The sequence below is a fragment of the Sphingomonas sp. PL20 genome, assembly GCF_017875905.1.
GTDB classification, from domain to species: domain Bacteria; phylum Pseudomonadota; class Alphaproteobacteria; order Sphingomonadales; family Sphingomonadaceae; genus Sphingomonas; species Sphingomonas echinoides.
Window position 1 is genome coordinate 4,012,525 of the sequence record NZ_JAGINH010000002.1, and the last position, 26,799, is coordinate 4,039,323.

The following is a 26,799-nucleotide window of genomic DNA, read 5'->3' on the forward strand; positions in this document are numbered from 1 at the left end:
TCTACATGCTCGACACCAACATCGTGTCTGAGCTTGCGCGAAATCCGCACGGTATCGTCTCGTCCAGGATCGCCGAGGTCGGACCAGACTCGATATGCGTCAGCATCATCACAGCGGCGGAATTGCGGTACGGCTGCGCGAAGAAGGGCTCGCCCAAACTGCTGACACAGATCGAAGCGATCCTCGGAAGCGTTCAGGTACTCGCCCTCGATGTCCCCGCCGACACCGAATATGGCGGGATCCGTGCCGAGTTGGAGAGCGCGGGCAAACCGATCGGTCCGAACGACCTCTTCATCGCTGCCCATGCCTATGCACTCGAAGCGACGTTGGTGACGGCCAATGTCGGCGAATTTTCACGCATCCGCGCGCTCACCGTCGAAAACTGGCTCACCGACCGCCCCTGAATCGGCGACTGGCCTGCCAAGACTGATGTCGCTTGGCCGGGGTCTCCTCGGTGAATGAGACTGCGACGCACAGCGGGACGGACTATCGCCGAGACCGTGATGGACTGATGGCGCAAGGCAAGCTTGGCCGGGTTCGCCCGCCTTCCTTCGCCTTTGACTGACACCTGCGGCGGACGGTCTCGCATCACAACCCCATCCAGTCGCCCGTGTTGCCGCTCCGCGGCTGCCCGCGCCAGCTCCCTCCAGGGGTTTCCCTGCGCTTAGCGCTCCGGTGCGATGCGATCCCGCACGCCGCTCTTCGGTGTCACCGGCGGGAAGGCCGTCGGACCCAACAAGGAGCACGCCCATGAACATCGTCAACATCACCGGCCGCGTCGCAAAGGATCCCGAAAACCGCGGCACGGTCACCACCCTCATCGTCGCAACCGACCGCGCGAAGCTCAAGGACGGCAAGACCTATGTCGACGAAGCCACCGGCTACACCGCCAAGGAGACCGAATTCCACAAGGTCACCTGCTTCAACGGCCTCGGCAAATCCGCCGCGACCCGCGAGAAGGGCAACGTCGTCGCGATCTCCGGCCGGATCCACTATTCGAGCTGGGAAGACCGTGACGGCGTGACACGCTACGGCTGCGAAATCATCGCCAACAGCATCGACTTCTTCTGACCCTGGGGCGGGCGGCGCCGAAGGCGCCGCCTCGCTTCGCAAGGATCGGTTTCCTGTAAGCGTTCAGGCGTGGCGCGGCGCGGCTCCAAGCAGATCCGCAACGCTCTGCGCAAAACTCTGCGCAAGGAGCGCCTCGTCGCGCGACAGCGTGATCTGGCTCGTCATGCTCGCGTCGAGCAACGCTTTGAGCCGTGCCGCCAGTGCCTGGGCGGCTTCCTTGAGCAGTGCCTCGTCCATCCCGCGCCTCGCGTCGTTGATGCTGCTGACCGATGGCGGGCACGGGAATCACATCGTGCTGCTGCCTATCGAGGCCGACTTATAGCATATTTCGGCCTGTCAGCTCGCGTCCTACTCTCCCCCTCCGGAGATCGGAGCGGCGAGCGGGGCCACAGCCGTGGAATAGACCCATGCCCGCGCCAACTGGTCGGAAAGCGGGTCACGGAACATGATCTTGCGCCACCGGCCCTTACTCTCCTCAACCGCAATTTCGGTGCCTTTGGGCGCCTTCAAGACGACGGCGCCATCGCGAGCCGGGGCATTTCGAAACGTCGCATCGCGTGAGAGATAGGCGCGCGCATGCTGCGCCAGGAACGCAGCCTCGGATTGCGCCGCCGCTTCATGGTAACGATGATGCTCCGCCTGCGCATGGTCGATCTTCTGGTTCAGCGTGCTGAACGCTGCTTTCTCCTGCGGGCTCATCGTCGGCTGCTGCGGAATAAGTGCATAAGCACCCAGCAGGGTCAGGATGAAGCTGATGAAGCCTACCAGACCCATACGCTGCAACTCGGGCAGGGTGTTCGGACCAAGGCCCTGGAAGAAGCTCAGCACGAGGTCGAACAAGGAACCTTGCAGGCGGGCAGTGTCTTCGTCCGTCTCTGCCGCGGCGATCGCCACGGCGACCCGCTGCATCTCGATCACCGTGCGCGCCGCAAACGACGTCGCGGTTTCCCGCTCATCGACGCTCGCGCGCAGCGTGAGCGTGTCGATCACGAGCATGCGCTCGGCAATCGCACTGAATGTCGAGAAACGCGGTAGCGCCGCGGCTATCATGCGTTTGTAGGTCGCGCCGGCATTGGCGGACGCGATCGCCGATGCGACGAGCGACTTGTTCGCATCGAATGCCTTCACGGTGTCGAGAACCGAAGAAGCCAGATGACGTTGCTGCTCGACCAACGACGTATTCTGCTCAGCGAACCGGCGCGCTGTGTCCGTAACCGAAAGCGCCCAGGCGTTGCTGGTCAGGTGCTTCAAGCTCTCGCGGTCCCTCCGATCGCGCTCAAGCGTGTCGAGTATCCCGCGATAGGGTGCGTCGAGATCCAGCCCGCGCAGCATTTCGCTGGCTGTCTTCGCCTGCTTGACCACGTCGGCGATCGCACTGCCGCCAAGTGCATTGCGGAAGAGGGCGGCACGTTCACGCTCTTCGCGCAGGAAGCGATCGGTGGCACTCTCGGGTAAGCCAAAGGGATTGTTTCTCATGATGCCATGATTGTCAGATCGGCACGACCAGCGCGACCAACATCTGGGCAACCAGAGTGCACCGCGGGCAGACAGTTCGACGCATCCCGGCAAAGCCGGGACCGGCGCTCTACTCGGCTATCGCCTCCCGAAGCCCCCGGTGCCCGGGTCTTCGCCCTGCGGGTAACGATCACCTTGCGGGGAGCCCGGGGGCGAGGGGGGTGCCCTAAAAAATCTCTCTCTCTGAATGCCTAGATATGACGTGCGGGGATCCGAGCCCGTCAAGGATGAGCGGTACCCCCAATTTTCACGCGGCCCGCCACTCTCGCTTCGCTTCGTTCTGGGCCACGAGAAAATCGGCTCCCCCACTCCCCGCTGGCGCGGCGTTAATCGGGGTCCGGCTGCGCCGGCTTCCCGGTTAACGTCCCTGACTGCCACGACCGCCGCACGTCGAATGAGAAGCCTCATCGAATGGATGAGATTCATGGAGGCTATCATGACCAACTTCACGAACTTCGCCGACCTCGCCAGCCACATTGCGGCCGCGCGCGAGAATGAAGACCTGACCCAAACCTACGAGGGTGCGTTCATCGAGCATAGCGAGATGGCGAAGCTGAGCATCGTCGAAGCGCCCGAAGCTCTCGACATGCCCGATCCGGAGCAGGTGCGAGCGGCTGTCGAAATGATGATGCAGACGATGTTCGATGTGCTGCGCGATACGCGCATGGAGCCGTTTGCCACCGATCTGGTCTGGGGGTTCGCCAACAGCTTCCATGTCGTCGCCAAGCGGATCGAAGGCCGCGAGGACGATGCGGCCAAAAAGTTAGGCGAACTCGCCCGTAGCTACGACCCTTCCGAAATCTACGCGACCGAACTGGAAGACACGCAACTGCTCTGCCAGACGCTGCAGGGGTGCCGCGAGGCAATGGAGTGCATGCGCGACCATGCCGCCGAAATGTACCGCGTCGAGACCGGAAAGCCCTTCTCGCCGGTCCGGGGGAGCCGGGTGTCGAGCGCGCTCAACGCCTCGATGATCGATGCCCGCGACTATCTGGCCTCACGTGCCCGGGAACGCCGGGAACAGTTCGCCCCCGAGGGCCCGGTGGTGGCCTTCTCTGGAGGCCAGGCGTGGGAGGATGCCGATCTGCTCTGGAACGGACTCGATGGCATCAAGGCCCGCATCCCGGAAATGATCCTCGCGACCACGGCGCAGGCCAAGGGCTGCGATGCCGTGGCGCACGCTTGGGCGGCCTCGCGCGGCGTGAAGGTCATCCAGTTCCGCCTCGACCGGAGCCAGGGCAACCGCGCCGCCTTTGTCCGCAACGACCGCATCCTCAATCTAAAGCCGGTCGAAGCCGTCATCTGCGAAGGGTCGGGCATCCAGCAGAACCTTGCGCAAAAACTGCGGCAGGCCGGCGTCCCGCTGCACATCGTCCGCCTCGCGCACCAGCGCACCGCACAGCGGGCGTGAGCCCCTTGTGGAGAGGTCCTGGCTTCGGCCGGGGCCTCTCCACTCTTTTCTTGTGTCGACATGCGGCGCTCAGGGGCATCGAGCCCCTTCGCGCCGCGCTGGACTGAGCGCCTGCGCGCTCGCCGATCGAGACCCGCGGCCACAGATCAGGCTCACGAAGCGGTCAGAGGGGAGGGGGGCAGGAGAAGCGGTTCAACAGGGGAGGACGAGATGTCCATCACGTTCCGCATCGCTACCGCCGCCGACGATCAGCCTCGTCCGATTGCCACCATAAACGCCCGCCAGCTCGCCGCCTTCAGAGCATTCCTTCGCGAGGAAAGCGAGCGGACGTGCACTGTACTTCTCGCTCCGGACGCGGACGAAGACGCGTTCCTGTCCTATCATTTCGAAGCGCGCGTCTGCCCGTTGGCGCTTGCCGCGGTGACGCGCGTCTTCGACTTCCAAACCGACGTCATCAGCGTCGTCGAGGAAGCGCAGTTCCGCTGCCGACGCGTGAGCGTCTGTCGCATCGAAAAGACCGGCACGATTCACATGCGGGTCGCCTTGACGTCCGATCGGGGCTTGGAGCTCGACCTGGCCGCCGCCAACGCCTTTGCACTGCTCGAAGGCCTTGGCCTTCGCCCCGACAGCGTCGGCGAAATCCCGATCGACACGGTGCGCGCCCGGCTCGCTAATCCGGCCGTCCGGCGACGCGCCGCCGAGCACGGTGTGACGGCCTATCTCGACCGGCTCGATCAGCTGCTCGCGACCGCAGATGCCGACGACACTTCGCGGCTGGAATGGGCTTAGCCTCCGTCCACATCCCGCCGACGAAGGAGGGCGCGCCCCTAACGCTGGCGCGCCCTTTTTTTGCCTATCTGGCGCAAGCCTTGAAATCGTCACAGCCGGCCACGATCTCTCTCGGAAGGGCGTGGCCACGCCCTTCCATGGACAGCGAACCAGAACCAGCGAAACCGAAAACTCGAAACCAGCAAAACTCAGCAAACCAGACACACAGCAAACCGAAAACAGCCAGCAAAACTCAGATCCAAACAGCGAACCCGAAAAACCAGCAAACAGCAAACCCAGATCAAAAAGCGAAACATGGAAATATAGAGGTTCGGCCTCTCAAAACACCGAGCAAGCGCGTTGCAACGTAATACCCCTTCAATCTGGGGGCGCGTCCCCATCGCTGGAAGACAAAGCGATGGAATGGCACAATTTCGCAGAGATCCTGTTTGGACTCGCGGCTGTAATCACCGCCCTCAAGCAGGGCGGAAAAAAGAAATGAACGACGGGGCGGCAGGTGCAAACCTGCCGCCCTTTCGGGTTCGAGGGCGCCCTGGAAGCAGCCGCCGTCACGCTATGGCGGAAACCTTATCCGGGCGGTTTCGCAAGAGCGTGTCGATCGCCCCTTGGAGCTGTGTCGCGGTCGCTTCCTCCGTCACGCTCTGAAGCAGATTGTGAGCCTGCCGCATCAGCGCCAGTGCCATCGCCCGGGTGACGGCCGGGTCCTTCTCGTGATGTTCCATATCGCCCACTCGGAGGCGCGCTCATGCCGCGAGAGTGCTGGTGCGCCCGCCCAACAACTCCCGCGCGCTGGGCGCGGGAGCCGGGGCTGGTAACACGCCGAGACATGCGCCTACGCTTTTAGTGCCGAGGCACCTGGACATATGCGCAGGCACCCCGGCGTGAAGATCACACCGAGTTGCCGTTCTCAGCGGGATTACCAGTCCCGGCGCTGCCCGTTTTGCAGCGCCCGCCGGGACTAACACAGCGACTTGGTTGAACCAACCAGAAGGTCACTCCTCACCTTCTCCAATCCCGGACGAGGCCATCATCGACCAGCGTCCGCTACGGGCGGGAATGCCGTTCGTTATTTCGGGGATAGGAGGATCAGCTTGGACTGAAGGCGCTGCGCGTCAGCATGAATCCGGTCGGCCAGGTTTCGCGCTTCTTCTTCCTCCCAGACGAAAATGGTCCGCTCCGCACGCCGGTTTTTGAACGACGTCATCCGCACGACTAATGTCCAACGACCAGCCTGATCGACGCTGATCTTGCCTAAGCCATGGCAAAGCGGCGCGCGGACGCTGTCATGTGCGCGGAACGCCTCGAGCGCCTTGAGGACCGGGGCCGCGCCGTCACCGAATGGCCCGTTCGCGGCGATCGCAGCGGCCAATGCCTCGAAGCGCTGGCCTACCAGATGGGGGAGTTTTACCAGGGCTCCCCGCTCCGCGTCCTGCGATAACCGGTCCAGCGCCTCGGACACGGCATATTCGGCGCGCGAAAACGCGTTCAGGCAGCGGCCGCGCCATGCATTTACCGTCTCATGGACACTTGCCCATGCGATGGTGTCGGCGGCGGCGATAGAAACCTGTTCGTTCATCGCACGCTTCGTAGATGTCGCGTCTTAAGTCCAGGTTGCCACATCTTCGGCGGATAAGCGGTGTCGACATCTGGCAGATCAGCAGGGCCTATTACGCTTGCAAGCAGTAACCGATACCATAGTCTGTCGGGATACTGGCTCAGCGGGAAAGCAGACGATGAAAGAGCGTTCCAATCTGCCATCGCGTAGTGTCGTTTGGCTTGCCACAGCGGCGCTCCTGCTCTTTTCCTATTTCATCGCAGCGCTCCTGCTCCTGCACGTCCTGCGACCCGACTATACGATCGCGGATCACATGATCAGCGACTATGCCATCGGTGCTTTCGGCCCGATCATGACGAGCGCCTTTTTATCGATCTCGCTTGGCTGTCTGGCGCTAGCAACGGGCCTACTGCGGATAGGACCAAAATCGTGGCTCGGGAGGGCGAGCGCGGGCCTCCTCATCGTTGCATTTGCGGGATTGATCGTCACGGCGGTGTTCCCGACCGATCTCGAAACCGCGGCATCCACACGGACGGGAGATATCCACAACATCAGCTTTCTCGTGAACATCGTGAGCATCATGCTCTCATCGATCTGTCTGAGCCTGAGCTACACTTTCGACCCGCAGTGGAAGCGCCACCGGGTGGCTGCCCTGGCACTCGCCGGCGTCCTCCTCCTCGCCTTCGTCGCGCAATACCTCACCCTGCACAGGGGCGCGCCTTATGGGATCACCAACCGCCTGTTCGTGGCGGTCCTGATGGTCTGGCTCCTTTCGAACAGTCTGTGGCTCAAGGCCGCGGCGAGCATCAGGCTTGCGCAGCCCGAATAAGCGAAGTTCAGATGGCGCCAAGCGCAACCGTATGCGTGCCCATCAGAGGATAAAATCTCTCACAGAATTCCGAGCATGTCGTTGAGGGAGCCACCGCGTCAAGGACGGCGGGGCCCCACCATTTTCTTCGGCGGAGCGAGCGGCAGTGCTTCCTTTCGGCGGCGGTGGCCGCCGAAGAAGATCGTGACCCCCACCGCCGCTTCGCGGCGCCGGCTGTGCCGGCGTCCCTGACCCGGCGGCTCCCTCAACGACGACCTTTCCCCTGTCATTTAAGACGACAGGAGGACAACATGCAGATCATCTCGACCGCCGCCCATGCCGACACCGCCAACTATCTCGCCGCGCTGGCCTTCGCAGAGCGTCGCGCGCTTCACAGCTTCTTCGACCAACACGTCATTGAGGACGCGCCCGGACGGTACATCGCGGTCGACGAAGGCGACTATAACGCGCTGCCGATGATGCTCATCGACCGGGTGGTCCACACGGTCCCGGGCCGGATGTCCGACGAGTTCTGAAGGATCATGGGAGGGGCTCCGGCCTCTCCCTTTTTTTTGCTGGGAGAGGTACGGACATGGGGGGCATCGAACCCCCCATGTCCGTGCCGCGCCGTTGGCGCGGCGGGTCAGGGTCAGGCTGCCAGCCGCTTCTCGACTGCCTCGATTCCGAGGGTCTTGATCCGGTCGGTGAGGGCCGCCAGCCGTTTGGCCTCGAGCTTGAGCAAGCCTGATCTTTCGACCGTCGAAATGGCCTGCTCGCGCTCTTTTTCTTCGAGCCTTCTGCGCCGCTCTTCCAGCCGACGCGCATCCTCTTCGAACGCCAAACGCTCCTGTTCCAGTGTCTTTGCCATAAGGGCCTCGTGTTCAACGCTAATCGGGCTGTGAACACCGTGACTATAACGGCGATTACAGCGCGCCGGAAGAAGCAGGTGAAGGCGGGGGCGCATCGGGCTCATCGCCCGATGACGGCTCTATTCGCTAGAGATCCCGTCGTCCTGGACGGACGCCGGGATCAAAGCTCACGGAGCCAAGGCGTTTGCCTTGTCTCCGCCCTGCCGGGTTACGATCCTCGCCCGGCCAATGGGGCCGGTGGCCCCCATTGATGCGCGCTTCGGGACCAAAGTCCCGGCGCGCATGGGGGAGGGCATCGCTCGCTTGCCCGTCCCCGATCGCGCAGCCTGACTGCTTCGCAGCAGACGCTATGCACGTTCCGCCCGTAGGCGGAGCGGTCCCCAGCCGGCCCCGGTAACGGGCACCCCAGCAGACATCGCTAGACAGCCCAGGGACAGGGTATCGGTCTCTGAGGATATGCACACCCTACGCACCTGAAGGTGCAAGGTTTCCGTTGCTGCGCAACGGTTTAGCGCGGATGGAAAGGCGACTACATTGTAGTACGGTTCTTGCGGCGCGTAAAAGCCACACAAATCCGCCACTTGAGCGTAGTACGGACGACTACGATGGTTTGGCACTCGACGATCAACTTGCCGCGTGCCAGCCTCTAGGCTATAAGTCAGGCCTTCTTCAGTCCCCACCAGCCTCCCTGCTAGGAGGTTGGTCTTGGCTACCAGTTACCGGCACTATAATGTGCGGCTCGAGCGGACCCAGTGGGATCGGCTGAGCACCATCGCTGCGGAGCGCAAGCTCAGCGTCGCCGACATCATCCGGTCGGCGCTGGACGTCTTCCTCTCCTCGTCCGATCTGCTGACCGCCAGCCACCGCCGTCTTGCACGGATCAGCGAGTTCCAGCAGCTCGCTTTGGACATCATCATCCGCGAGCAATATCCCGAGCTTCGCGAGCGGCTCGTCGCCGAAACCGACAAGCGCCTGGTTCAATATCATGGCGCGTGAGGACATCCGCTCGAACGGGAAAAACATCCCGCTGACCCATCACTCCGCGCGGGGCCGGGTTCAGCGCAACTCGGGCAATTTCACACGCGGCAGCCAGCTCCTCACCCATGAGATGCTGATGTGGTTTTCGGGCGCGAAGCTGCCCATCATCGCCTGGTTCTTCGCCTTCCTCACCGCCTGGTTCATCATCCTTTCGCTGCGCCTCGACGAGCATGGATTCCAGCTCGTCTGCATGAAGCTCTATTCGGCGCTTTGGAACTGGGTCGACCTCAATCCCAACAAGCGCGTCAACGTCACGCTGCCGAACGGCGAGATCTACAAAACGATCATGCCGGCCGTGCCCTATATCCCCGCCGTCCAAAAGGCGTGGGCAACCACGGTCCACGCGTTTATCGGCTCGATCCTCGTCTCGGTTTTCGTCATCGCGCCGATCACGATCTGGTTCGTCGATATCTCCCGGCGGCGCGGCAAGACCATCCTCCAGGAACGCCACGAACGCGGCGCGATGCTGGTCGAGCGCGATGTCCTCTTCGCCGAAATCGCCCAGCATAACGCCGCCAAATTCGAGGAAGATGCGCGTCAATTCTTCCCCCGGCTAAGCCCTTCGGCGGTGCTCCGATTGCCCTTTGCCGAGCGGAAAGCCGGCGGCATTCACCACCCCTATTCGCTTGCCGGCGTGCCCTATCCGCACCGCATGGAGCAGTCGCACACGATGCTCATCGGCACGACCGGATCGGGCAAGACTACCGAGCTTCGCAGTCTCGTCGCGCAGATGCGGGCGCGCCAGGACAATGCGGTCATCTTCGACCTGACAGGCGCCTATGTCGAAGCCTTCTACGATCCCGAGCGGGATACGATCCTCAACCCGATGGACCAACGCTGCCCGGCCTGGTCGATCTTCAACGATTGCCGCACGCACAGCGAATTCACTGCGGCGGCTGCAGCCCTGATCCCGTCGGACGGTGGATCCTCGGAGCCCTTCTGGGCGCTGGCGGCGCGCACGCTGTTCATCGAAATGTGCGTCCGCCTCCAGGAGCGCGGCCAGACCACCAATCTGGCGCTCAGCGAAAACCTGATGACGGCCGATCTGAAGCGCGTTCACCGTTTCCTCGCCAACACCATCGCCGACCCGCTGACCGCCCCGGAAGCCGCCCGCATGGCGGAATCGATCCGTGCCGTCTTCAACACCAATGCGCAGGTCCTGCGCTTCCTGCCCGACGAGGGCGAGCAGTTCTCGATCCGCGACTGGATCACCGGCGACAAGCAGCCCGGCGCGATCCTCTTCATCACCTCAAACTATGTCGATCTGGCGATGAACCGGGCGCTGCTGACGCTCTGGATGGACCTGTGCATCAACCGTCTCATGACCATGCCGCGCACCCGCTCCTTGCGCATGTGGTTCATGTTCGACGAGCTCGGCGCGCTCCACAAACTGCCGGCAATCGAGAATGGCCTCCAGACCGCGCGCGCATTCGGCGGCGCGATGATCCTGGGCATCCACAGCTTCGAGAAACTGGTCGAAGTTTATGGCGAGCAGGGCGCCCGCAATCTCGCCTCGCTCGCCCGATCCAAGCTCATCCTGGCAACCGCAGACCTCGACACGGCCGAGCAATGCGCGCGCTACATCGGCAACCGTGAAGTGCGTCAGATGGATGAGGCGTACAGCTATGGTTACAACAACAATCGTGACGCCTCGACGCTGACCCCGCGCAAGCAGGTCGAACCGCTCGTGATCGCCGACGACATCACCAACCTGCCTTCGATGCATGGCTTCGTGAAGTTCCCCGATGGCTTTCCGGCGGCCCGCATTCTGCTCGAATGGCAAGACTATCCCCAGGTCGCCCAGGGGTTTGTCGCGCGACCCACCATGAGCCCGGTGCGGTCGAGGCGCGGAGAGGAAGTGTTCGCCGAAGAGGACGGCGCAGGAGGCGAGGCAGGTGGGCGTGATGGCGCCGTCCAGATCGTGGAGGAGGTGGTCGAGGCGACCAATCTCGCAAAGGAGATGGCGGCGCGGATCCTCAGCACTCCGACCGAAGAGGAGAATGCCGAGACGATGCGCGCGGCGCAGCGCACCGACGATCGGAACGAGCAGACGACGCCCGCTATCCATGCGGCTGACAAGGCGCAGACAGCGCGCGACAAGCCGGAGGAGCAGGCCGCCGGCACCCGGACCAGCGAGGAGCGCCGCGACGGTCGCGACGCGCAACCGCGCGCCGCCCAGGTCGAGGATCAGACCCTGGTCGAGCTGCGGGAAGGCTTTGCCAGCGGGCGCGATTCCGATGGCATGGATATGGGGATCTAGGGCGTGCTCTCGGTCGCCTCGGTCCGCTCCGCCTCGGGCGCCGCGAACTATTTCGCGAAGGACGACTTCAAGGACAATTACTACACCGCCGATGGCTCGGCTGAGCAGAGCGAATGGGGCGGGGCGGGGGCCGAGACGCTCGGCCTCGAAGGCGAGGTTTCGAAACAGGCGTTCGAGGAAATCCTGAGCGGGACGCTGCCGTCAGGCGAGGGCGTCGCCCAAGTGGAAAACCGCCGCAACGGCGTGGATCTCACCTTCTCGGCGCCTAAGTCGGTGTCCCTCATGGCCTATGTCGCCGGCGACAAACGCGTGCTCGCGGCCAACATGGCTGCCGTCCAGAAGACGATGGCATGGGTCGAGAAGAATCTCGCCGAGGGTCGCAAGGATGTGGAGGGCCGCAAGGTCCCGGTCCAAACCGGCAATCTGGTCTATGCGCTGTTCCAGCACGACACGAGCCGCGCGCTCGACCCGCAGGCCCATGTCCATGCCGTCGTCGCCAATCTGACGCAGATGCCAGACGGCAAATGGCAGGCGCTCCACGCCGACAAGATCTGGAGCAGCAACACGACGATCGGCGCCATCTACCACGCCTATCTGAGGGCCGGCCTCGAGAAGCTTGGCTACAGCGTAGAGCTCAAGGGTAAACACGGCACGTTCGAAATAGCGGGCGTGCCCAAGGCGGTGATCGACGCCTTCAGCCAGCGCCGCGAGGCGATCCTGGAAAAGGCGGCGGCACTCGGCATCGTCTCGGCCAAGGGCCGTGACGGGATCACCACCAACACCCGTGATCCCAAACTCAATGTCGATGACCGCGACGGGCTGCTGAAAGGCTGGATCGACAAGGCAGCGGCGCTCGGCTTCGACGGAAAGGGCCTGCTCGCTTCGGCCGAGGCACGCTCAGGTCTGAGCGCCGCCGACGGCCGGCTTGAGCGCGGCTTCCGCGCGGTCAGCGACGCGATCGCTGGCGCGCGCGACCTGGTCGGCGGCTTCCTTCGCCCGCACGATCCGCTGGTCGATTCAGGGCTCGCGCGCGTCACCCAGTCTCCCGCGACAGCCCGCTCGCAGCTCGCCGTCGCGTCCGCCGTCCGGATCCTTTCCGAACGCGAGGCGGCATTCAACGTCCACCTGCTGGCGAAGACCGCGCTCGATCTGGGATTGAAGGGCGTCACGATCGACACCGTCGAGCACCGCATCGGCCAGCTGATCGAGAACCGGCAGCTGATCCCCGGCGTCGTCCGCGCCGGCGACAAAGGCGTGAGCATGGTCACCACGCAGGAGGCGCTCCGCACCGAAGAGAGCATCCTCAAGGCAGTCGAGGCCGGTGCGGGAAAAGCCGCTCCGATCGTCCAGACCGCCGATGCGCCCGCACGGCTGCAGACGGCCGCGGATCGCCCGCTCAATGCCGGGCAGCTTGCCGCGGCCACGCTGATCCTGGCGTCTGAGGATCGCACCGTCACCATTCAGGGCGTCGCCGGCGCCGGCAAATCGACGATGCTGCAGGCGGTCGCCCGGGTCGCCGAGAGTGAGGGCCGCAATGTTTTCGGTCTCGCTTTCCAGAACAAGATGATCGCCGATCTTGCGACAAGTGCCGGCATCAAGAGCCAGACGATCGCCTCTTTCGTTCTCGCCAACGAACGGTTCGTGACCGAGCGCGACACGCCGCGGTTCGAGGCTGCGCAGGCGAAGTTCGCAGGGGCCATGCTTGTCGTCGACGAGACCTCGATGGTCTCGAGCGACGACATGCTGATGCTCCACCGGATCACCGAGGCGCTCGGCGTCGACAAACTCGTGCTGGTCGGCGACCGCCAGCAACTCTCCTCGATCGACGCGGGCAAGTCGTTCGCGATGATCCAGGCGGCCGGCGGCACCATGGCGCGGATGGACGAGAATATCCGCCAGCGCACTGATACGCTGCGGACCGTCGCGGCGCTCGCCAATGTCGGCAAGGCCGGCGAGGCGATGAAGGTGCTGGGCGACAACGTCCATGAGAGCGCCAGCGCGCCGGAGACCGCCGCCGACATGTGGCTGGCACTGTCCTCGGGCGATCGCGAGGCGACCGCCGTCTTCGCGTCCGGCCGGGAATCCCGTGCGATCATCAATCAGCGTATTCAGGACGGCCTCGCGGCCGAGGGCACCGTGAGGGGGCAGGCCATCCACCTCACCGTCTATGAACGGGTCAATCTGACCCGCGAAGAGCTGCGCTACGCGTCGACTTACCAGCCCGGCCAGACGCTCGATGTCGGCCGCGGCGGTGCGCAGGACATCGGCCTCGGAAAAGGCCGGTACGATGTCACCCGCGTTATGCCCAACGGCAGGGTCGAGCTCAGCGATGGCCGCCGGAAGATCCGGTTCGACCCGCAAAAACTCTCGCCGACCGAGAAACGCGACCGGCTCGAGCTCACCCAGAAGAAGGACCTCCACGTGCGGGAGGGCGACCGCATCCGCTGGACCGCCAACGACAAGCCGCGGGATCTCCACAACGCGGCGCTCGCCCGCGTGCTGACAGTCGATGCCAATGGCGTCACCGTGGAGACCGCCGGGCAGCAGAGGCTGACGCTCGATCTGGGCGATCCGATGCTGTCGCGTCTCGACCTTGCCTACGCGCTCAACATGCACATGGCGCAGGGCATCACGACCGACAAAGCCATCACGGTCATGGACAGTCATGAGCGCAATCTGTCCAACCAGCGCCTGTTCAATGTCGGCGTGACGCGCGTCCGCGACGTTCTGACCATGGTGGTGGACAACCGGGAAAAGCTCGAGCGCCAGCTCGATCTCAATCCCGGCAACAAGACCTCCGCGCTCGAGACGGTCGGTCGCCTCGATATCGACGCCAAGAAGGGACCGGCGCCCGCGGCGAAGTTCGACCCGGGTCCGATCGAGGGCATCAACATGGTCGATCAGCCCGACATCTTCGCCGATCTGCCACCGGTCCCGGACGGACCGGTCGCGCCACCCCCGGCCACGGCGAAGGCCGGCGACCTCAAGGCGCCGTCCGATTTGAAGCCGGACAAGAGCGACCTTTTGCCCCCGCTGCCCGAGCGCAGCCTGGGGCTCGATTTGTAGCGAAGCGTCGGCGCGGTGCCGGCCAGAATGAAGGAGACCGACCATGGCATGGGATTTTGACGAAGGCGGCAAGTTTGGCAGCGAAAAAGCGGCCGAGGATTATGCGCGCCGCAACGGCCTCAGCGAAGCGGATTTCCGCACCCGCCGTAAGGGCGACCAGGTCGAACTCGAGATCCGCCGCTCGGCGATCGACGGCCGCACGCTGCGGGACAGCAACGAGGGCCGCAAGGACGGCTGGAACTGACACCGTTGGCGCGTGATCGCCGCGAGGCGGTCGGCGCTAAACCGAAAAGGGGAATCCCCATGTCTCATCTTCCCAATTATCTCGCCCAACACCCGTTGGTGGTACCGATCCTGATCGGCGTCGCGGTCGTGCTCTTTCTCATGTCGCACGGTATGAGCGCGGTTCCTCCGGCACCGGTCGCGAAGCCTTTCCTGACGTCTCGCGAGCAGGCGATGCTCTTCGCGCTGGAAGAAGTTCTGCCGATGTACCGGGTTCACACTCAGGTTGCGATGGGCGCATTGCTCACCGTTCCCAAACGACTGGGGCGCAGGTCTACCCCGGCCGATCGCAATGCCTTTTCCCAGAAGATCGTCGATTTCGTGATCTTCGATCAAACGACGGGCAAGATCGTCGCCCTGGTCGAACTCGATGACCGGACGCACGACGCTCAGAAAGACCGGAAGCGCGATGCGATGACCGCACACGCGGGTTATCAGACAATCCGCATCCCCGCCTCGGCCCGGCCCACCGTCCCGGCAGCGCTGGCCGCCGTCGGTCATCTTCGCGAGGCGGCGCTCAGCGTCGCGCTCGCAGCCGCGTAGGGAGACGGCCGATGGGTCTCGATGATCGCGACTATATGCACGAGCGTCGCCGCCGCGAAAGCGGCGCTCGCCTCGGCAGTGCCGCCTGGATCGACAAGAAGGGGCGGCTTGAGCACCATGACCTGTGGTTCGACGGCAAGGATGTCGGTTCTGGTCGGAAACATCGGCACAGGTCCACGCCGCGTATGGTCTCGCATCCGTGGCAGAAGTGGATAATCTTGCTCTCGGCGACCTCAATCCTGGTCCCAATGTACGGAGAGGCCCAGCGTAAAGGGTGGCTACCGGATTTCGAGAAGGCGGCACCGTTTCCTGAAACAGGATCGGTAACGGTGCCGGCAAACATGGTCGGCATCGTCAGCAGAAGCTCTCTGACAATCGTGACGAGCGAGGCCAATGCTGTGGTTCAGCTCTTCGACCCGGATACAAATAACCACGCGCTGTCGATCTACGTTGCTGCCAACAGCCGGGTCACCGTTCCGGTGCCGTCAGCTACCTACCGGATGCGGCTGATCGAGGGACAGAACTGGCACGGGACGACGCGCTATTTCGGACCCAACACGTCGTACGAGACTGTCGCGGAATTGATGACCTTCGGGCCGCGCAGCGGGTATAGTATCGACCTGCATCGAAGGCCCGATGGCAATCTCAGGACCCGCCTCATGCTATCGCAACCAGAAAGCCTCTAGCTGCTGGTGCCACCCGTGACACTTTACCTGGAAACGCTGGGTAAAGTGTCACTGATGACAATTCCCTCGCTTTGCGCCCCTTGTTGCAGAAGCCGGTGCCCGATTTCCCCAGTTAGCTGTATTGGGGATAGACCAGTCAGGGATAACCATGCCGATCCAACAAAAGTATTTCGAGCTGCGCGACGTCCACGCCCTCCAGGGGCGGCCATGGATACCGCTGCGCCATGACGCCGACGTGGAAATCAGCCCCCCGGAACCGGGTATCCTGGAGTTAAAGGAATATACCGGGATCGCTACTGCCGCCATCTACGACACCAAGAGGATTGATGGCGAAAAGATCGGATGGAGTGACCTTGGCGTTGCCGCACATCGGGGCGGCATGGAGCCCTGGGGTTATCGTGCGTCCGATCTCTTCTATCGCAGAGCAGATGAGCCGATCGGTGTAAACCTCGTGATCGACCAATATCTCGAGGACGAACATCTCCACATCTGGCATCTGCATCCTGATTTGATCGTCGCCCTCAAGCTCTTACGCGAGGGCGATAGCTGGTTTCGGCCTTCGGAGGGTTGGGCCGAGGTTGCGCGACTGAAGCGAGACCACCACGAACGACCCGTGCTGCTTGAGATCCGGGCTGAGTTTTTGGGCGACTATCTCAGCGCGCGTGCCATGGCCCTCTACTGCTCAAGCTACTGGCAACGAACCGCCGTCACCGCCGACAAACCCGTTCACAGCTGGCCTGGTGACTCGTTTGACGAGGTGGCAGGAAGGGACACGCGCGAGGGGCGCATCAGCAATGGCCGCTGGCCCGTGCCAACCGATCATTTCAGCATATTGGGCGCGATGTGGCGGACGGAATGGGTTCAAGCGGGAGGACGCAGTACCCGCATCCGGGGCGATAAGGATCCTCACTCGACCAGTTTCGCGCTGGAGAATGATGGTCGGCGCGCGTCAGGAGAGGATCTCGCCGGCGTGTCGTCCTGGCTCTATTTCGACCCGACCGTGGTCTCCGCGCTCATGCGCCATCGCGGCGCGACGCTGCACTGGTACAGCGCGGAGACTGGCGCGCTCGGTGCCAGCACTAACGTGCATTTCGGGGTCAATCGGCTCGGCCTCATCACTGTCTTCGCCAAGGATATCGGCGCGCTCGATCCGTGGGAGCAACGATTGTGGAGTGCTCACAACGTGACGCCCGACGGTGGTGTGTCCGCGGAGCTTTTCGCCGCCCAAATGGAGGTGAGGCCAGCAGCCACCGTCGCACCCGAGTCCGAGCTCTCAGTTGCGCTCGACGAGATTGATACGGCCTTCAAGGCGAAATACGGGCTCCCACTGCTTCGAGCCGATAAGGCAGTTCCCACATTGCTACGCCGGGCGCACCGATTTCAGGTGGCTGAGGCAGACGGCCTCCTTGAGCTCTCGAAGGAAGTAACCCGCCTGTTTACGGAGCGGGTCGACGTCGACGCCGTCCTCTCGCCGCTCGCCGTGCCCAAGCAAAAGGACGGCAAAAAGCCCGGCTCGAACAAGGCGCTCGAAAAGCTCATCGGCAGCCTGCTCGGAGAGGCTGCTGCAAGCAGCATGACGGCACCCCTGTTCGGGATCTACGATTTACGGCTCGCCGACGCCCATCTTGGCTCGGGCAACATCGCGAGCGGCAAAGTGCGGGCGGGGGTCGACGACACCGCCCCGGCGGCCATGCAGGGGCGCCAATTGCTCGACACGTTCGTAAAGACACTGCGTCAGATCGCAGCGGCGATCATCTAGCGGCTATCAGGCAGGGCGTCGCTACAAGGCAAGCGCGGTTTGAATTGCGCTACCCGCAATCTCTTCGATGATGAAGGTTCGCGCCGGTGGTGTCTCTAGCAATTCGGTCTCTGGAACGGTTCGGTCAAGCCACTGCATGACTTGCCGCCGGTGAATGATCGCGCCGTGCCGCTCCTGGAACCGGCTGACCTCCGGGTTCGCCGTAACGGTGACGATCTTGTAGCTCTCTGGCCAGTCGGCCATCGCTGGCTCCCAGACCGCAGCGAGGTAGAAGAAGTTCCCGCCATCAAGCGTCACCCGATACCGCTTGTCTCCAACCGTCATGTGAAATTCGGAGGCGGGCACGAGGCAACGATGGCTCGGGAAGGTCTTGCCCTCAGACCGCACGAACCTGAAGGACGTCCCCGCGCCGAAGCGTGGATCGGAACCCCACCTGGCGTGGACCATTTCCAGTTCCAGCGTTTTCGCCGGGTTGTAGCGGATGATTGCGCGCTGTGAGCCGAGTGGCGCATCTGTGTCGAAGGGCGTTGCCTTGTCCATCGCAAGGAACATAATGGGAACGTCGTTGAGTCGCAAGCCAGATCAAAGTGAGAAGCCGGATGTGCAATGACTATCGCCTGGAAGTCGATATCGCGTCGATCGTCGAGGATTTCGATAACCTCAAGATCAAGGTCAAAATGCCCGAGGGGACTCCGAACGTCGAGGCTCGCGAGGACATCAAGATCAGCGATACCGCCCCAATCGTGCGGAGTGGGGAGGCTCGCGGAACGGGTGAACTGCTCAACCGTCGATGGAGTTGGGCCGGGCAGGGCGGCAAGCCGGTCTATAACTTCAGGTCGGAAGGTAGGGAGTTCACATCCCACCGGTGCCTCATTCTAGCCGACGGCTTCTACGAATTCACCAAGCCCGAGGATCCTAAGCAGAAGCGTAAGACCAAATGGCTGTTCACTCTTCGCGATCATCCCTGGTTTTGCATCGCCGGCATTTGGCGCGAGACGCCGGATGGCGAGGCTTTCACGATGCTGACCATGGAACCGGGGGAAGACGTCGCGCCGTACCATTCGCGCCAGATCATCCCGCTCACCCGGGATCAGTGGTCCGACTGGCTGGACCCGACCGTTCCGGCCAGCGCCGTGCTACGAAGCTTGCCAAAGGGAAGCCTGACGACGGCACGGGTTTATCCGCCGCTTGCTGCGCAGCATACCATGATCTGAACTCTTCTGCCGGCGCCACTAAAGCCACCACTCGAATCGACCGGTCGTCAAGCAAACGTTCTCTTTATGTTCGGATCGTGCTAACTCGGCATCCATGGTTTGCGAGTCTGCAGTCCGAAAAGTGATTCATGTCGACATGGACGCGTTCTTCGCGTCCGTGGAACAGCGTGATGACCCCTCGCTCAGGGGAAAGCCGGTCGCGGTAGGGCACGGTGCGACGCGGGGCGTCGTGGCTGCGGCGAGCTATGAAGCGCGGACCTTCGGCGTCAAATCGGCGCTACCGTCAGTGACCGCGCTGAGGCGCTGCCCCGATCTCATCTTCGTCCCGCCACGCTTCGAGGTCTACCGCGCTGTGTCGCAACAGATCCACAGCATCTTCGCCGACTACACCGACCTCATTCAGCCTCTCTCGCTCGACGAGGCCTATCTCGATGTGACCGCCGATCGCCGCGGCCTGAAGACAGCATGGCTTACCGCCAAGGAGATCCGCGCGCGCATCCTAGCGGAAACCGGCCTCACCGCGTCCGCCGGCATTTCCTACAATAAATTTCTCGCGAAGCTCGCCTCGGACCATCGAAAGCCCAACGGGCAGTTTGCGGTCACCCCAGACATGGGTGCAGCCTGGGTTGAGACGCTGCCCGTCTCCCGCTTCCACGGCGTGGGCCCCGTGACGGCCGAGAAGATGAAGCGACTGGGCATCGAGTCAGGCGGCGATCTCCGGTTAAAGTCGCTCGCTTTCCTGCAGCAGCATTTCGGCAGTTCTGCTGACTGGTACTTCGCGATCGCGCGCGGCGAGGATGAGCGCCCGGTCAATCCGAACCGGATACGCAAATCGTCGGGATCTGAAACCACGTTCCGGCAGGATCTTGTCGCCTCTGCAGACATCGAGGCTGGCGTCGTCCGCATGGCCGAGGAGGTTTGGGCATGGTGCGAGAAGCGCCAAGCGTTTGGCCGAACAGCGACCGTGAAGATCAAATACGCTGATTTCCAGCAGATCACCCGCCGTAGGAGCCGTCCGTCGGCGATAATGACATTTGAGGAGCTTCGCGAAGCGGCTCTCGACCTGATCCGGTCGATTCTTCCGACCACCAAGCCGATCCGTCTTGTCGGAGTGACAGTATCGACGTTTGAGGACGCCTCCCCGGCATCCGCACCACAGCTGTTCGAGGACGATCCGCAAGCTGCGCCCGAGCTAGTCGACGAAGGAGCGTGAGGCGCTCCCCGCGATCGGCCGCGCTCTCCGATTGAGGCTGGTGTCAGGTCCGTCGCCTTCGCGCAGCCTTCTCTGGCGCCAGCTCGATCCATGTCGGGGCGTGATCGCTGCTTTTCTCCCATCCGCGCACGTGACGGTCGACCTGAGCGTCGACGAGCCGGCCGGCGAGGGCGGGACTGAGCAGAAGATGGTCGATGCGAAGCCCGGCATTGCGGCCATAGGCGTTTCGAAAATAGTCCCAGAATGTGTAGATCGTCTCGTCGGGATGGATGGTCCGTAGCGCATCCGTCCACCCTTGCTCGATCAACCGGAAATAGGCAGCACGGACCTCAGGCGCGAACAGCGCATCGTCCAGCCAACGCTCCGGCTTATAGACATCGCGTTCGGTCGGCATCACGTTGAAGTCACCTGCCAGCACCACGGGCGCGCCGGTCGCCAGCAACTCCGCCGCATGCTCGATCAGCCGCTCGAACCAGGCGAGCTTGTAATCGAACTTCGGACCGGGACATGGGTTGCCGTTCGGCAGATACAGGCCTGCGATGAGGACGCCGTTCACTGCGGCTTCGATGTATCGGCTTTGGGTTGGATCAGGGTCTCCCGGCAAGCCGCGCCGCGTTTCATGGATGTCGCCGACGCGGCTCAGCATAGCGACGCCGTTCCAGCTCTTCTGTCCGTGCCAGATGACGTCGTAACCGAGGCTCCGGATGGCAGCCTCCGGAAACTTTTCCTGGGGAGCCTTCAGTTCCTGAAGCACCGCGACGTCAGGCTGCGCTTCCGTCAGCCACCGAAGAAGCACGGGCAGGCGACCGTTCACGCCATTCACATTGTAGGTAGCGATCTTCACCGTGTCACAGGTCCGGCAAGGTCTGGTCGGCGCGGCCCCAGCCCTTCAACACCTTGGAGGCAGCCCGTTTCACGAGTTCATCGGCATCGCCGATGTGGAAGTGGTTCGGCGCGGCGATCGTCTCCATTTCTTTCCAGGTGATGGGCGCGGCGACCGGCGCCTCCGGGCGCGCCCGTACCGAATAGGGCATGACAGCCGTCGCGCCGCGCTGATTGCGCAGGTAATCCACGAAGATGCGTCCCTTGCGCTGCGCCTTGGGCAGCGCCGCGGTGAAGTTTTGCGGATCGCTTTGCGCCACGGCCTGGGCCAGCCTGTGCGCGAAATCCTTCACCTCCGGCCATTCGGCCTGCGGTACGAGCGGCGCGATTACATGCACGCCCTTCCCGCCGGTGAGCATCGGGAAGGTCTCAAGCCCGATCGATTTTAGGATGTCGCGGAAATGAAAGGCGGCGGTGCGCACATTCTCAAAGTCCAGCCCCTCGTCCGGGTCCAGGTCGAAAACAAGGCGGTCAGCCTTTTCGACATCCTCGATACGGGCACCCCAGCCGTGGAATTCGATCGTTCCCATCTGGACGCAGGTCATCAGGCCATCAGCGGTATCGACGAAGAGATAGGGCTCCTCGTGGCCATCCTTCTCCAGAATGCCGACATGTTTGACGGCGTCGCCAAAGCTGCCCGCGTCATGTTTCTGGAAGAAGCACTTTTTGGCGCGGCCCTGCGGACAGCGCACCAGACTGATCGGGCGGCTGCCCAGCCACGGCAGCATGATCGGCGCGACCCCCGCATAATGGTTCGCCAGCTGGCCTTTGGTAATGCTGGATTCCGGGAAGATGATGCGGTCGGTGTTGCTGATCTTGACGCGCGATACCGCCGGTGCCGCGATCTCGGTCACCGATTGCTCGACTTCAAGGACGACCGCTTCAGCCTTCTTGTCGGCGCGGAGCCCGAGATAGCTCGGATGGCGCAGCGTGCCTTCGTTTGTCATCTCGGTGTAGGCGATCTCCGCAACGAGCTTGGGTAGAAGCCAATGGGCGCCGCGAACCTCCGCACGAGGTGCGTTCACAGTTGGCGTTGTCTGCTCGAGCGGGCGCATCGTCTCCATCAGACGCTCTATCTCGTCCATGCTAAAGCCCGTTCCGACCTTTCCGGCGTATCGCAGCTCGCCCCCCTCATGGATCCCGAGGATTAACGAACGAAACCCGCGCGACTTGTCGGACGGCGTCCAGCCGATGACGACGAACTCCTGGCGCTTAATGCATTTAGTCTTAAGCCAGCCGCCCGAGCGCGAACCAATGTAGCGGCCGTCGGCCTTCTTTGAGATGACGCCCTCGAGCCCGGCGTCGCAGAAACTGTGAAGCAGCTTCTCGCCGTTACCCTCGATATGTTCCGAATATCGGATGCGGTGGCTTCCTTCGGGTAGGATCTCACGCAGCTTCGCCTTCCGCTCCGCGAGGGGCAACCGGGTAAGATCTTCCCCGTCGAGCTCGAGCAGATCGAAAGCGATATAATCGATACTGGACGGCGCGCCTTTGAGCGCTCCCTGGAGATCCTGGAAACTGGAACGCCCGCTATCGTCCATCACGACCGCCTCACCGTCGAGCAGCGCCGACCGAATGTTGAGCTTGCCCGCTTCGCCGACGATGCCAGCGAACTTTTCCGACCAGTCCAGGCCGGACCGCGTGTACGCGCGGGCTTCATTGCCGCCGACGGCGACGAGCAGCCGGTAGCCATCATATTTCATTTCGTGCAGCCAGCGATCGCCGGTTGGAACTGTGTCGACCAAAGTTGCCAGCTGGACGGGTTGAAACGTATGGCTCGCCCCGTCGGCAAGCGGTTTGTGTCTGATGTTCTGAGCAGTCTGCGAAAACGTATCCGGCCTTTCGACGCGAGGTCGTTGGCCAAGATGGAGATCCGCGCGTCCTGGTCCTCATAAAGGGGCCGGCATCGAGTGCCATTTTAAGCCATAGGGTTCCAGGTCACCGGTCGACTGTCAGGCCATCTTTCACTTACCTCCCGCAGACATCATCCAGCCGGTGCAAGGTGCATCGGCTGATCTCGTTCACGCCGCTTGTGCGGCTGGATCGTAAGTACGCTCATGACGCAGCAGCGCCCAGACGATGCGCGCCATCTTGGCCGCTAGCGCCACCACGACGGTGTTGTGATGGGAACGCGACAAAAGGCCGCGTAGCCAGGCGCCAAGTCGTGTGTCGCTCTTGCTCATCGTCGGTAGTGATGCCCGGGCACCCTGGATCAGGTTTTTCCGCAGATAGCGGCTTCCGCGCTTGGTAATGCCGAGCAATCGCGGTTTACCCCCGGTCGTTGCTTGACGCGGCACGAGCCCAAGCCACGCGGCAAGATCCCTGCCCCGTCCGAATGTTCGAGCGTCGCCAACTGCAGCTACCAGCGCCGTCGCGTTCAGCGCGCCGATACCAGGAATAGTCAGGAGGCGCCGCGTTCGCTCATCCGAGCGGGCAGCCTCGGTAAACTCGGCATTGAGATCTGCGATCCGGTCATCAAGGGCAATCCAGCGCAGACGCATATCACTGACGAGCCGGTGGATACGAGAGCCCAGCACTGGCTCGTCACCATCGAGCATCTCACCCAGCCGGACGGCAAGCTTTGCGCGTCCTTGCGGGACTATGTAGCCGCGCTCCAGAAGAAGACTTCTGATCTGGTTCATCAACGAGGTGCGATCACCGACAAGCTGGTCACGGATGCGATGCAGCGTTTGCATGTCGAGTTGTTCCTCGGTTTTCAACTCGACGAACCGCATGGTCGGCCGTGTTGCCGCTTCCGCGATCGCCTCAGCGTCGCGGTCGTCGTTCTTCTGCGCCTTAACGTATGGACGGACATATTCCGGCGACATCAGCCGAACGGCATGGCCTTGTCGTGCCAGCGCCCGTCCCATGTGATGAGCTCCGCAGCAGGCCTCCATCGCCACGACGCAAGCCGGCAGACCTGCGGCGTATGTGATGACCGTGTCGCGGCGCATCCGTCGGCGGACGACGACCTTGCCGGTCGCATCCAGCCCAACCACGCTGCAGCTGTTCTTGCCTAGATCAATTCCCAGAACCGATACGTCCATGACCTTCGCTCCTTCCTCAAACGACCTGCTGTCGTAGGATGACAACGATTCGGATAAGGGGCGAGCCATCCATAAAGGGGGCGGTCTCAAAGCTGGTAAAGCTCGAGCCCTCGACGGTTTCCGGGCCCTTCCTTCCCCTGGTTCTGCGAGCAACTTGGCCATGACTGATAGACTCGTGCCTGGCAGACTCGTTCCAGCGCTGATGTGACTCGGTTCATCGACACAGCGCGCCTTTGGAAAAGGCTGGCGGAAACTCTTCAGGCAACCGGCGTTCCGTTAGGGCAGCAACCCGCATCAAGGAGGTATGGAAATGGCTGACGACAAGACGCTCCGCGCGCCCCAGGATAGCTCGCGCATCGCGCTCGGCGAGGATTATGAGGTGGAATACTGGACCAATAAGTTCGGTGTCAGCCGCGACAAGCTCGCCGAGGCGGTGAAGGCAGTCGGCAATGGCGCCGACGCGGTGGGCGAATATTTGAAGCGGTAAGTTATTGGCGCGCATCATAGTATAATGCGACTTTCCGGATCGCAGAGGTGAGTGCCCGGGGACTATTCCGGAGCGCCCCAGGTTTACGACGAACGCGACAGTGACCCGGTAGATGGCCATGACGGTGGCCGCGAAGTCGCCGTCAGGACAGGCACGCGAAAGACACTTCCGTGCCGTCCCTTTTCGGCGGGGTCTTTGCGGATGGGGGAATTGTCCCACAAGTCGTCGGCAGCAATCGACCAAACCAAGAAGTTCGCAGCACGCTTTTGAAATGAACGGAACGAGGAAGTCTTACCGTTCGCCGAGGGTTAGGCTTTGGGCTTTGCCGCCGATGGATCAAACTCGTAGCGAAATTCATCCTCGGTCGACTTGCGCAGCCGCCAGCCCTCTTCAGGATCGAGCAAGTCGCTTAGAAGACCGCCGCCTGGCGGCCAATAGCCCGGCGGCCAAGCGGGAGACACTGGCTTTAGCAGGGCGTCCCAGATCAGCGTGACCATCGTGTAAGGTGCAGTGGCGGACTCGTCCGAGCTGGTGACGATCCCGATCATCTTGCCGTCGGCATCGAGCACCGGGCCACCGCTCATCGCACCGACGGTGGCGAGCGCCGCCGCGAAACAAGGTCGGGGCGCCATCACGCGGTCGCGGCCTTGCGGCCAGACTTCCAGTATCGCGCCCGAGCTGAGCAGGAAAGTCCCGGCTACGTCGGGAAGCACCTGAATTTCGGGTTCAAGTGCTTGCCGGGCGTTGCGCGGACGGAAGCCGACTGCCGTCACCCGGTCGCCGACCCGCGGCAGCTTCGCGCTGAGCAAGAAATGCGCCACGTCGACCGGCGAGCGGGGTTCGCAGGCATGGGCGAGGGTCAGCACTGCGAGGTCGCCGTCGAGGCTGTACGTGATCTTCAACACCTGCCAAGCAGCGAGCCCAGTCGCGCTCACGCCGAAGGCATAGAGCGCGGCGTCGACCGCCTCGAACAGCCCGTCGCCGTCATGCTCCGCGATGACATGCGCTGCGGCGATGGCGATGCCCGGGGCGACCAACGCTGCTGAGCCATAGATCGCGCATTGCCCGTCGCCAAAAGCAGCGAGAGTAAGGATGCTGCCCTCCAGGCCATCCATATTCTCGATGAAGTAAAGTCCGTCGTCCGCGAAGGGCGTAAGCCCGACCGGCTTTATATGAAGCTCTTGGTGCAGCAGGGGCTCGCGCTGCGCCGCGGCGATTACGACCGACGCAGATTCCATCACGGGATGCCCACCGCCCGCGGCGTCATAGATCGTTCGATCGGTCATTGCGTCCCGAGACTATCGGCGTCCGCTGCGTCTAGATCCTCGAACTCGCTGAAAATCTCGAAAATCCCGCGATTCCGTCGCGGGTGCGTCGCCAGGAGCTCGGCAGTATCCGCCACGCGCTTGTCGAGGAGGAAGCGCCCATGCTGCCCACGAATCTCGTAGAAGCGCACCGGACGATCCCGGCCTTCCAGAGCCCGGATAACAGCGAACATGACCGCCGAAGAACAGCGCATGCCGAAGATGACCTCTTCGAGCTCAAGCGGCGAATGCTGCTCGCCGCGTGGACCCAGCAGCCTCCATTCGCGTTCGTAGGCCCAAGGGCGGGCCTTCCTGAGGAGGACCGCTTCATCGACTCCGCGCCGAGCCGCACTGTCGCCGGCGAGCATTGCCGAGACCGCGCTGGCCTGGACGAGGCGCGAGCCGCCATACTTCATCTTGTGGATGTCGATGGTAGCATCGGCCGGCACCGAATAACCGAAGCAAATGCCGTGGTGCTGGTCGCCATAATGGCTCCACATCAACGGGCAGTTGACGCGCTCGGCGAGGGAGAAGACCCCACGGTCGTATCGCCGCAGCAGCTCCTCTTGCACGTATTGGCCAAGCAAGAACTGCTCCGGATCGGCCACCTCGTATTCCGGATTGGTGGCGTTATAACGAATATCAGCGAGCAGGCGTTCGGCGGCCTTGCGGCTTTGGCGCGCGATATGATCGAGCGTCTTTGGGCCGTTGTAGCGGATCGTCTTTGCCGCCGCCGCCATCTCGGCCGTTGTCCGTTCCTCAATCATCTGCGCCAGAACGGGTTCAAGCGCCGCGCTCGGCAGATCGGTGTCGAGCGTGGGCTTCGTGTCGAGCGGATCATTGAAGGTCGTCGGGTCGGCAAAATAGACCGTGTCGTTGACGAGCATGCCCAGCGTCAGATTGCTGAAGCTGCGATATTTGTAGAGCCGCTTCGGCGGAACGCGTTCGCTCATGTCACCCCCTCACTCCGGCCGTACTCAGCCCCCCCGTTGGTATCCGC

The 26,799-nt window shown here is 62.9% G+C and carries 27 protein-coding genes and 1 pseudogene; 17 read left to right on the plus strand and 11 right to left on the minus strand.

Annotated elements, in window-relative coordinates; all coding sequences use genetic code 11:
- Positions 1–5 precede the first annotated feature (5 nt).
- Complete coding sequence (locus H4W01_RS18925; protein WP_209613462.1) at positions 6–404, plus strand: type II toxin-antitoxin system VapC family toxin; 399 nt, start codon at positions 6–8, stop codon at positions 402–404.
- 346 nt (positions 405–750) lie between these two features.
- Complete coding sequence (locus H4W01_RS18930; protein WP_209612847.1) at positions 751–1,071, plus strand: single-stranded DNA-binding protein; 321 nt, start codon at positions 751–753, stop codon at positions 1,069–1,071.
- Between the two features lie 63 nt (positions 1,072–1,134).
- Here H4W01_RS18930 and H4W01_RS18935 read toward each other — a convergent pair whose 3' ends face one another.
- Together H4W01_RS18935 and H4W01_RS18940 are read right to left on the minus strand one after the other, a co-directional pair.
- Complete coding sequence (locus H4W01_RS18935; RefSeq protein WP_185867739.1) at positions 1,135–1,308, minus strand: hypothetical protein; 174 nt, start codon at positions 1,306–1,308, stop codon at positions 1,135–1,137.
- A gap of 111 nt (positions 1,309–1,419) precedes the next feature.
- Complete coding sequence (locus H4W01_RS18940; RefSeq protein ID WP_126849493.1) at positions 1,420–2,547, minus strand: hypothetical protein; 1,128 nt, start codon at positions 2,545–2,547, stop codon at positions 1,420–1,422.
- A 475-nt stretch (positions 2,548–3,022) separates the two neighbouring features.
- Between H4W01_RS18940 and H4W01_RS18945 the strand changes: the two genes are divergently transcribed.
- From H4W01_RS18945 to H4W01_RS18955, 3 genes are all read left to right on the plus strand, one after another.
- A complete protein-coding gene (locus H4W01_RS18945; RefSeq protein ID WP_126849492.1) occupies positions 3,023–3,997 on the plus strand; it encodes a DUF2493 domain-containing protein in 975 nt (324 codons plus the stop codon).
- 210 nt (positions 3,998–4,207) lie between these two features.
- Positions 4,208–4,786 (plus strand): hypothetical protein, encoded by a 579-nt coding sequence (locus H4W01_RS18950; RefSeq protein WP_126849491.1) that lies wholly within the window; start codon positions 4,208–4,210, stop codon positions 4,784–4,786.
- Between the two features lie 121 nt (positions 4,787–4,907).
- On the plus strand, positions 4,908–5,267 hold the full coding sequence (locus H4W01_RS18955) for a hypothetical protein (protein WP_126849490.1): 360 nt from the start codon (positions 4,908–4,910) through the stop codon (positions 5,265–5,267).
- A 67-nt stretch (positions 5,268–5,334) separates the two neighbouring features.
- Here the strand turns inward: H4W01_RS18955 and H4W01_RS18960 are convergent, their stop codons facing one another.
- Positions 5,335–5,508 (minus strand): hypothetical protein, encoded by a 174-nt coding sequence (locus H4W01_RS18960; protein WP_209612848.1) that lies wholly within the window; start codon positions 5,506–5,508, stop codon positions 5,335–5,337.
- 344 nt (positions 5,509–5,852) lie between these two features.
- On the minus strand, positions 5,853–6,362 hold the full coding sequence (locus H4W01_RS18965; protein WP_126849489.1) for a hypothetical protein: 510 nt from the start codon (positions 6,360–6,362) through the stop codon (positions 5,853–5,855).
- 157 nt (positions 6,363–6,519) lie between these two features.
- On the opposite strand from H4W01_RS18965, the gene H4W01_RS18970 reads away from it, so the two are divergent.
- Together H4W01_RS18970 and H4W01_RS18975 are read left to right on the plus strand one after the other, a co-directional pair.
- Positions 6,520–7,170 carry a DUF998 domain-containing protein gene (locus H4W01_RS18970; protein ID WP_126849488.1) on the plus strand — a complete coding sequence of 217 codons (651 nt, stop codon included), beginning with the start codon at positions 6,520–6,522 and terminating at the stop codon, positions 7,168–7,170.
- 290 nt (positions 7,171–7,460) lie between these two features.
- Positions 7,461–7,685 (plus strand): hypothetical protein, encoded by a 225-nt coding sequence (locus tag H4W01_RS18975; protein ID WP_126849487.1) that lies wholly within the window; start codon positions 7,461–7,463, stop codon positions 7,683–7,685.
- Between the two features lie 113 nt (positions 7,686–7,798).
- Here the strand turns inward: H4W01_RS18975 and H4W01_RS18980 are convergent, their stop codons facing one another.
- Positions 7,799–8,017, minus strand: coding sequence for a hypothetical protein (locus H4W01_RS18980; RefSeq protein WP_126849486.1), 219 nt, complete (start codon positions 8,015–8,017; stop codon positions 7,799–7,801).
- Between the two features lie 706 nt (positions 8,018–8,723).
- On the opposite strand from H4W01_RS18980, the gene H4W01_RS18985 reads away from it, so the two are divergent.
- The 7 genes from H4W01_RS18985 to H4W01_RS19015 all read left to right on the plus strand — a co-directional run bounded on the left by H4W01_RS18985 (position 8,724) and on the right by H4W01_RS19015 (position 17,652).
- Positions 8,724–9,014: a hypothetical protein gene (locus H4W01_RS18985; RefSeq protein ID WP_010405779.1), complete on the plus strand. Its 291-nt coding sequence runs from the start codon at positions 8,724–8,726 to the stop codon at positions 9,012–9,014.
- Entirely contained in the window at positions 9,004–11,316 is a 2,313-nt protein-coding gene (locus H4W01_RS18990; protein ID WP_209612849.1) for a type IV secretion system DNA-binding domain-containing protein, read from the plus strand. Before H4W01_RS18985 ends, H4W01_RS18990 begins: the two co-directional genes overlap by 11 nt.
- A 3-nt stretch (positions 11,317–11,319) precedes the next feature.
- Positions 11,320–14,382, plus strand: coding sequence for a MobF family relaxase (gene mobF, locus H4W01_RS18995; RefSeq protein ID WP_209612850.1), 3,063 nt, complete (start codon positions 11,320–11,322; stop codon positions 14,380–14,382).
- 43 nt (positions 14,383–14,425) lie between these two features.
- Positions 14,426–14,626 (plus strand): hypothetical protein, encoded by a 201-nt coding sequence (locus tag H4W01_RS19000; protein ID WP_126849526.1) that lies wholly within the window; start codon positions 14,426–14,428, stop codon positions 14,624–14,626.
- A gap of 5 nt (positions 14,627–14,631) precedes the next feature.
- Complete coding sequence (locus H4W01_RS19005) at positions 14,632–15,207, plus strand: DUF2726 domain-containing protein (protein ID WP_313912371.1); 576 nt, start codon at positions 14,632–14,634, stop codon at positions 15,205–15,207.
- Between the two features lie 11 nt (positions 15,208–15,218).
- Positions 15,219–15,893, plus strand: a complete 675-nt coding sequence (locus H4W01_RS19010; RefSeq protein ID WP_126849525.1) for a hypothetical protein — start codon at positions 15,219–15,221, stop codon at positions 15,891–15,893.
- A 148-nt stretch (positions 15,894–16,041) separates the two neighbouring features.
- Entirely contained in the window at positions 16,042–17,652 is a 1,611-nt protein-coding gene (locus H4W01_RS19015; RefSeq protein ID WP_209612851.1) for a hypothetical protein, read from the plus strand.
- 21 nt (positions 17,653–17,673) lie between these two features.
- On the opposite strand, the gene H4W01_RS19020 is transcribed toward H4W01_RS19015, so the two are convergent.
- Entirely contained in the window at positions 17,674–18,192 is a 519-nt protein-coding gene (locus H4W01_RS19020) for an SOS response-associated peptidase family protein (RefSeq protein ID WP_334685358.1), read from the minus strand.
- Positions 18,193–18,251: 59 nt separating this feature from the next.
- Between H4W01_RS19020 and H4W01_RS19025 the strand changes: the two genes are divergently transcribed.
- Positions 18,252–18,866 (plus strand): SOS response-associated peptidase, encoded by a 615-nt coding sequence (locus H4W01_RS19025; protein WP_209612852.1) that lies wholly within the window; start codon positions 18,252–18,254, stop codon positions 18,864–18,866.
- A 94-nt stretch (positions 18,867–18,960) separates the two neighbouring features.
- Positions 18,961–20,079 (plus strand): DNA polymerase IV, encoded by a 1,119-nt coding sequence (gene dinB, locus H4W01_RS19030; RefSeq protein WP_209612853.1) that lies wholly within the window; start codon positions 18,961–18,963, stop codon positions 20,077–20,079.
- Between the two features lie 43 nt (positions 20,080–20,122).
- On the opposite strand, the gene xth is transcribed toward dinB, so the two are convergent.
- The 3 genes and pseudogenes from xth to H4W01_RS19045 form a co-directional block, all read right to left on the minus strand.
- The gene (xth, locus tag H4W01_RS19035; RefSeq protein WP_126849291.1) at positions 20,123–20,923 is read right to left on the minus strand and encodes an exodeoxyribonuclease III; all 801 of its coding nucleotides are present in this window, start codon (positions 20,921–20,923) and stop codon (positions 20,123–20,125) included.
- 4 nt (positions 20,924–20,927) lie between these two features.
- Positions 20,928–22,730, minus strand: a pseudogene (gene ligD, locus H4W01_RS19040) (DNA ligase D); the annotation flags it as partial.
- Between the two features lie 252 nt (positions 22,731–22,982).
- Complete coding sequence (locus H4W01_RS19045; RefSeq protein ID WP_159513066.1) at positions 22,983–24,008, minus strand: IS110 family transposase; 1,026 nt, start codon at positions 24,006–24,008, stop codon at positions 22,983–22,985.
- 310 nt (positions 24,009–24,318) lie between these two features.
- Here H4W01_RS19045 and H4W01_RS19050 point away from each other — a divergent pair, with 310 nt between their 5' ends.
- Entirely contained in the window at positions 24,319–24,495 is a 177-nt protein-coding gene (locus H4W01_RS19050) for a DUF3606 domain-containing protein (RefSeq protein WP_126849293.1), read from the plus strand.
- 308 nt (positions 24,496–24,803) lie between these two features.
- On the opposite strand, the gene H4W01_RS19055 is transcribed toward H4W01_RS19050, so the two are convergent.
- Positions 24,804–25,781, minus strand: a complete 978-nt coding sequence (locus tag H4W01_RS19055) for a S1 family peptidase (RefSeq protein WP_126849294.1) — start codon at positions 25,779–25,781, stop codon at positions 24,804–24,806.
- Complete coding sequence (locus tag H4W01_RS19060) at positions 25,778–26,752, minus strand: DUF2971 domain-containing protein (RefSeq protein ID WP_126849295.1); 975 nt, start codon at positions 26,750–26,752, stop codon at positions 25,778–25,780. The genes H4W01_RS19055 and H4W01_RS19060 overlap by 4 nt, the downstream gene beginning before the upstream one ends.
- Between the last annotated feature and the right edge of the window lie 47 nt (positions 26,753–26,799).

Coding starts and splice junctions, on each gene's coding strand:
- H4W01_RS18925 (WP_209613462.1), top strand. CDS start 6: ATGCTCGACACCAACATCGTGTCTGAGCTTGCGCGAAATCCGCACGGT.
- H4W01_RS18930 (WP_209612847.1), top strand. CDS start 751: ATGAACATCGTCAACATCACCGGCCGCGTCGCAAAGGATCCCGAAAAC.
- H4W01_RS18935 (WP_185867739.1), bottom strand. CDS start 1,308: ATGGACGAGGCACTGCTCAAGGAAGCCGCCCAGGCACTGGCGGCACGG.
- H4W01_RS18940 (WP_126849493.1), bottom strand. CDS start 2,547: ATGAGAAACAATCCCTTTGGCTTACCCGAGAGTGCCACCGATCGCTTC.
- H4W01_RS18945 (WP_126849492.1), top strand. CDS start 3,023: ATGACCAACTTCACGAACTTCGCCGACCTCGCCAGCCACATTGCGGCC.
- H4W01_RS18950 (WP_126849491.1), top strand. CDS start 4,208: ATGTCCATCACGTTCCGCATCGCTACCGCCGCCGACGATCAGCCTCGT.
- H4W01_RS18960 (WP_209612848.1), bottom strand. CDS start 5,508: ATGGAACATCACGAGAAGGACCCGGCCGTCACCCGGGCGATGGCACTG.
- H4W01_RS18965 (WP_126849489.1), bottom strand. CDS start 6,362: ATGAACGAACAGGTTTCTATCGCCGCCGCCGACACCATCGCATGGGCA.
- H4W01_RS18970 (WP_126849488.1), top strand. CDS start 6,520: ATGAAAGAGCGTTCCAATCTGCCATCGCGTAGTGTCGTTTGGCTTGCC.
- H4W01_RS18975 (WP_126849487.1), top strand. CDS start 7,461: ATGCAGATCATCTCGACCGCCGCCCATGCCGACACCGCCAACTATCTC.
- H4W01_RS18980 (WP_126849486.1), bottom strand. CDS start 8,017: ATGGCAAAGACACTGGAACAGGAGCGTTTGGCGTTCGAAGAGGATGCG.
- H4W01_RS18990 (WP_209612849.1), top strand. CDS start 9,004: ATGGCGCGTGAGGACATCCGCTCGAACGGGAAAAACATCCCGCTGACC.
- H4W01_RS19000 (WP_126849526.1), top strand. CDS start 14,426: ATGGCATGGGATTTTGACGAAGGCGGCAAGTTTGGCAGCGAAAAAGCG.
- H4W01_RS19010 (WP_126849525.1), top strand. CDS start 15,219: ATGGGTCTCGATGATCGCGACTATATGCACGAGCGTCGCCGCCGCGAA.
- H4W01_RS19015 (WP_209612851.1), top strand. CDS start 16,042: ATGCCGATCCAACAAAAGTATTTCGAGCTGCGCGACGTCCACGCCCTC.
- H4W01_RS19020 (WP_334685358.1), bottom strand. CDS start 18,192: ATGGACAAGGCAACGCCCTTCGACACAGATGCGCCACTCGGCTCACAG.
- H4W01_RS19025 (WP_209612852.1), top strand. CDS start 18,252: ATGTGCAATGACTATCGCCTGGAAGTCGATATCGCGTCGATCGTCGAG.
- dinB (WP_209612853.1), top strand. CDS start 18,961: ATGGTTTGCGAGTCTGCAGTCCGAAAAGTGATTCATGTCGACATGGAC.
- H4W01_RS19045 (WP_159513066.1), bottom strand. CDS start 24,008: ATGGACGTATCGGTTCTGGGAATTGATCTAGGCAAGAACAGCTGCAGC.
- H4W01_RS19050 (WP_126849293.1), top strand. CDS start 24,319: ATGGCTGACGACAAGACGCTCCGCGCGCCCCAGGATAGCTCGCGCATC.
- H4W01_RS19055 (WP_126849294.1), bottom strand. CDS start 25,781: ATGACCGATCGAACGATCTATGACGCCGCGGGCGGTGGGCATCCCGTG.
- H4W01_RS19060 (WP_126849295.1), bottom strand. CDS start 26,752: ATGAGCGAACGCGTTCCGCCGAAGCGGCTCTACAAATATCGCAGCTTC.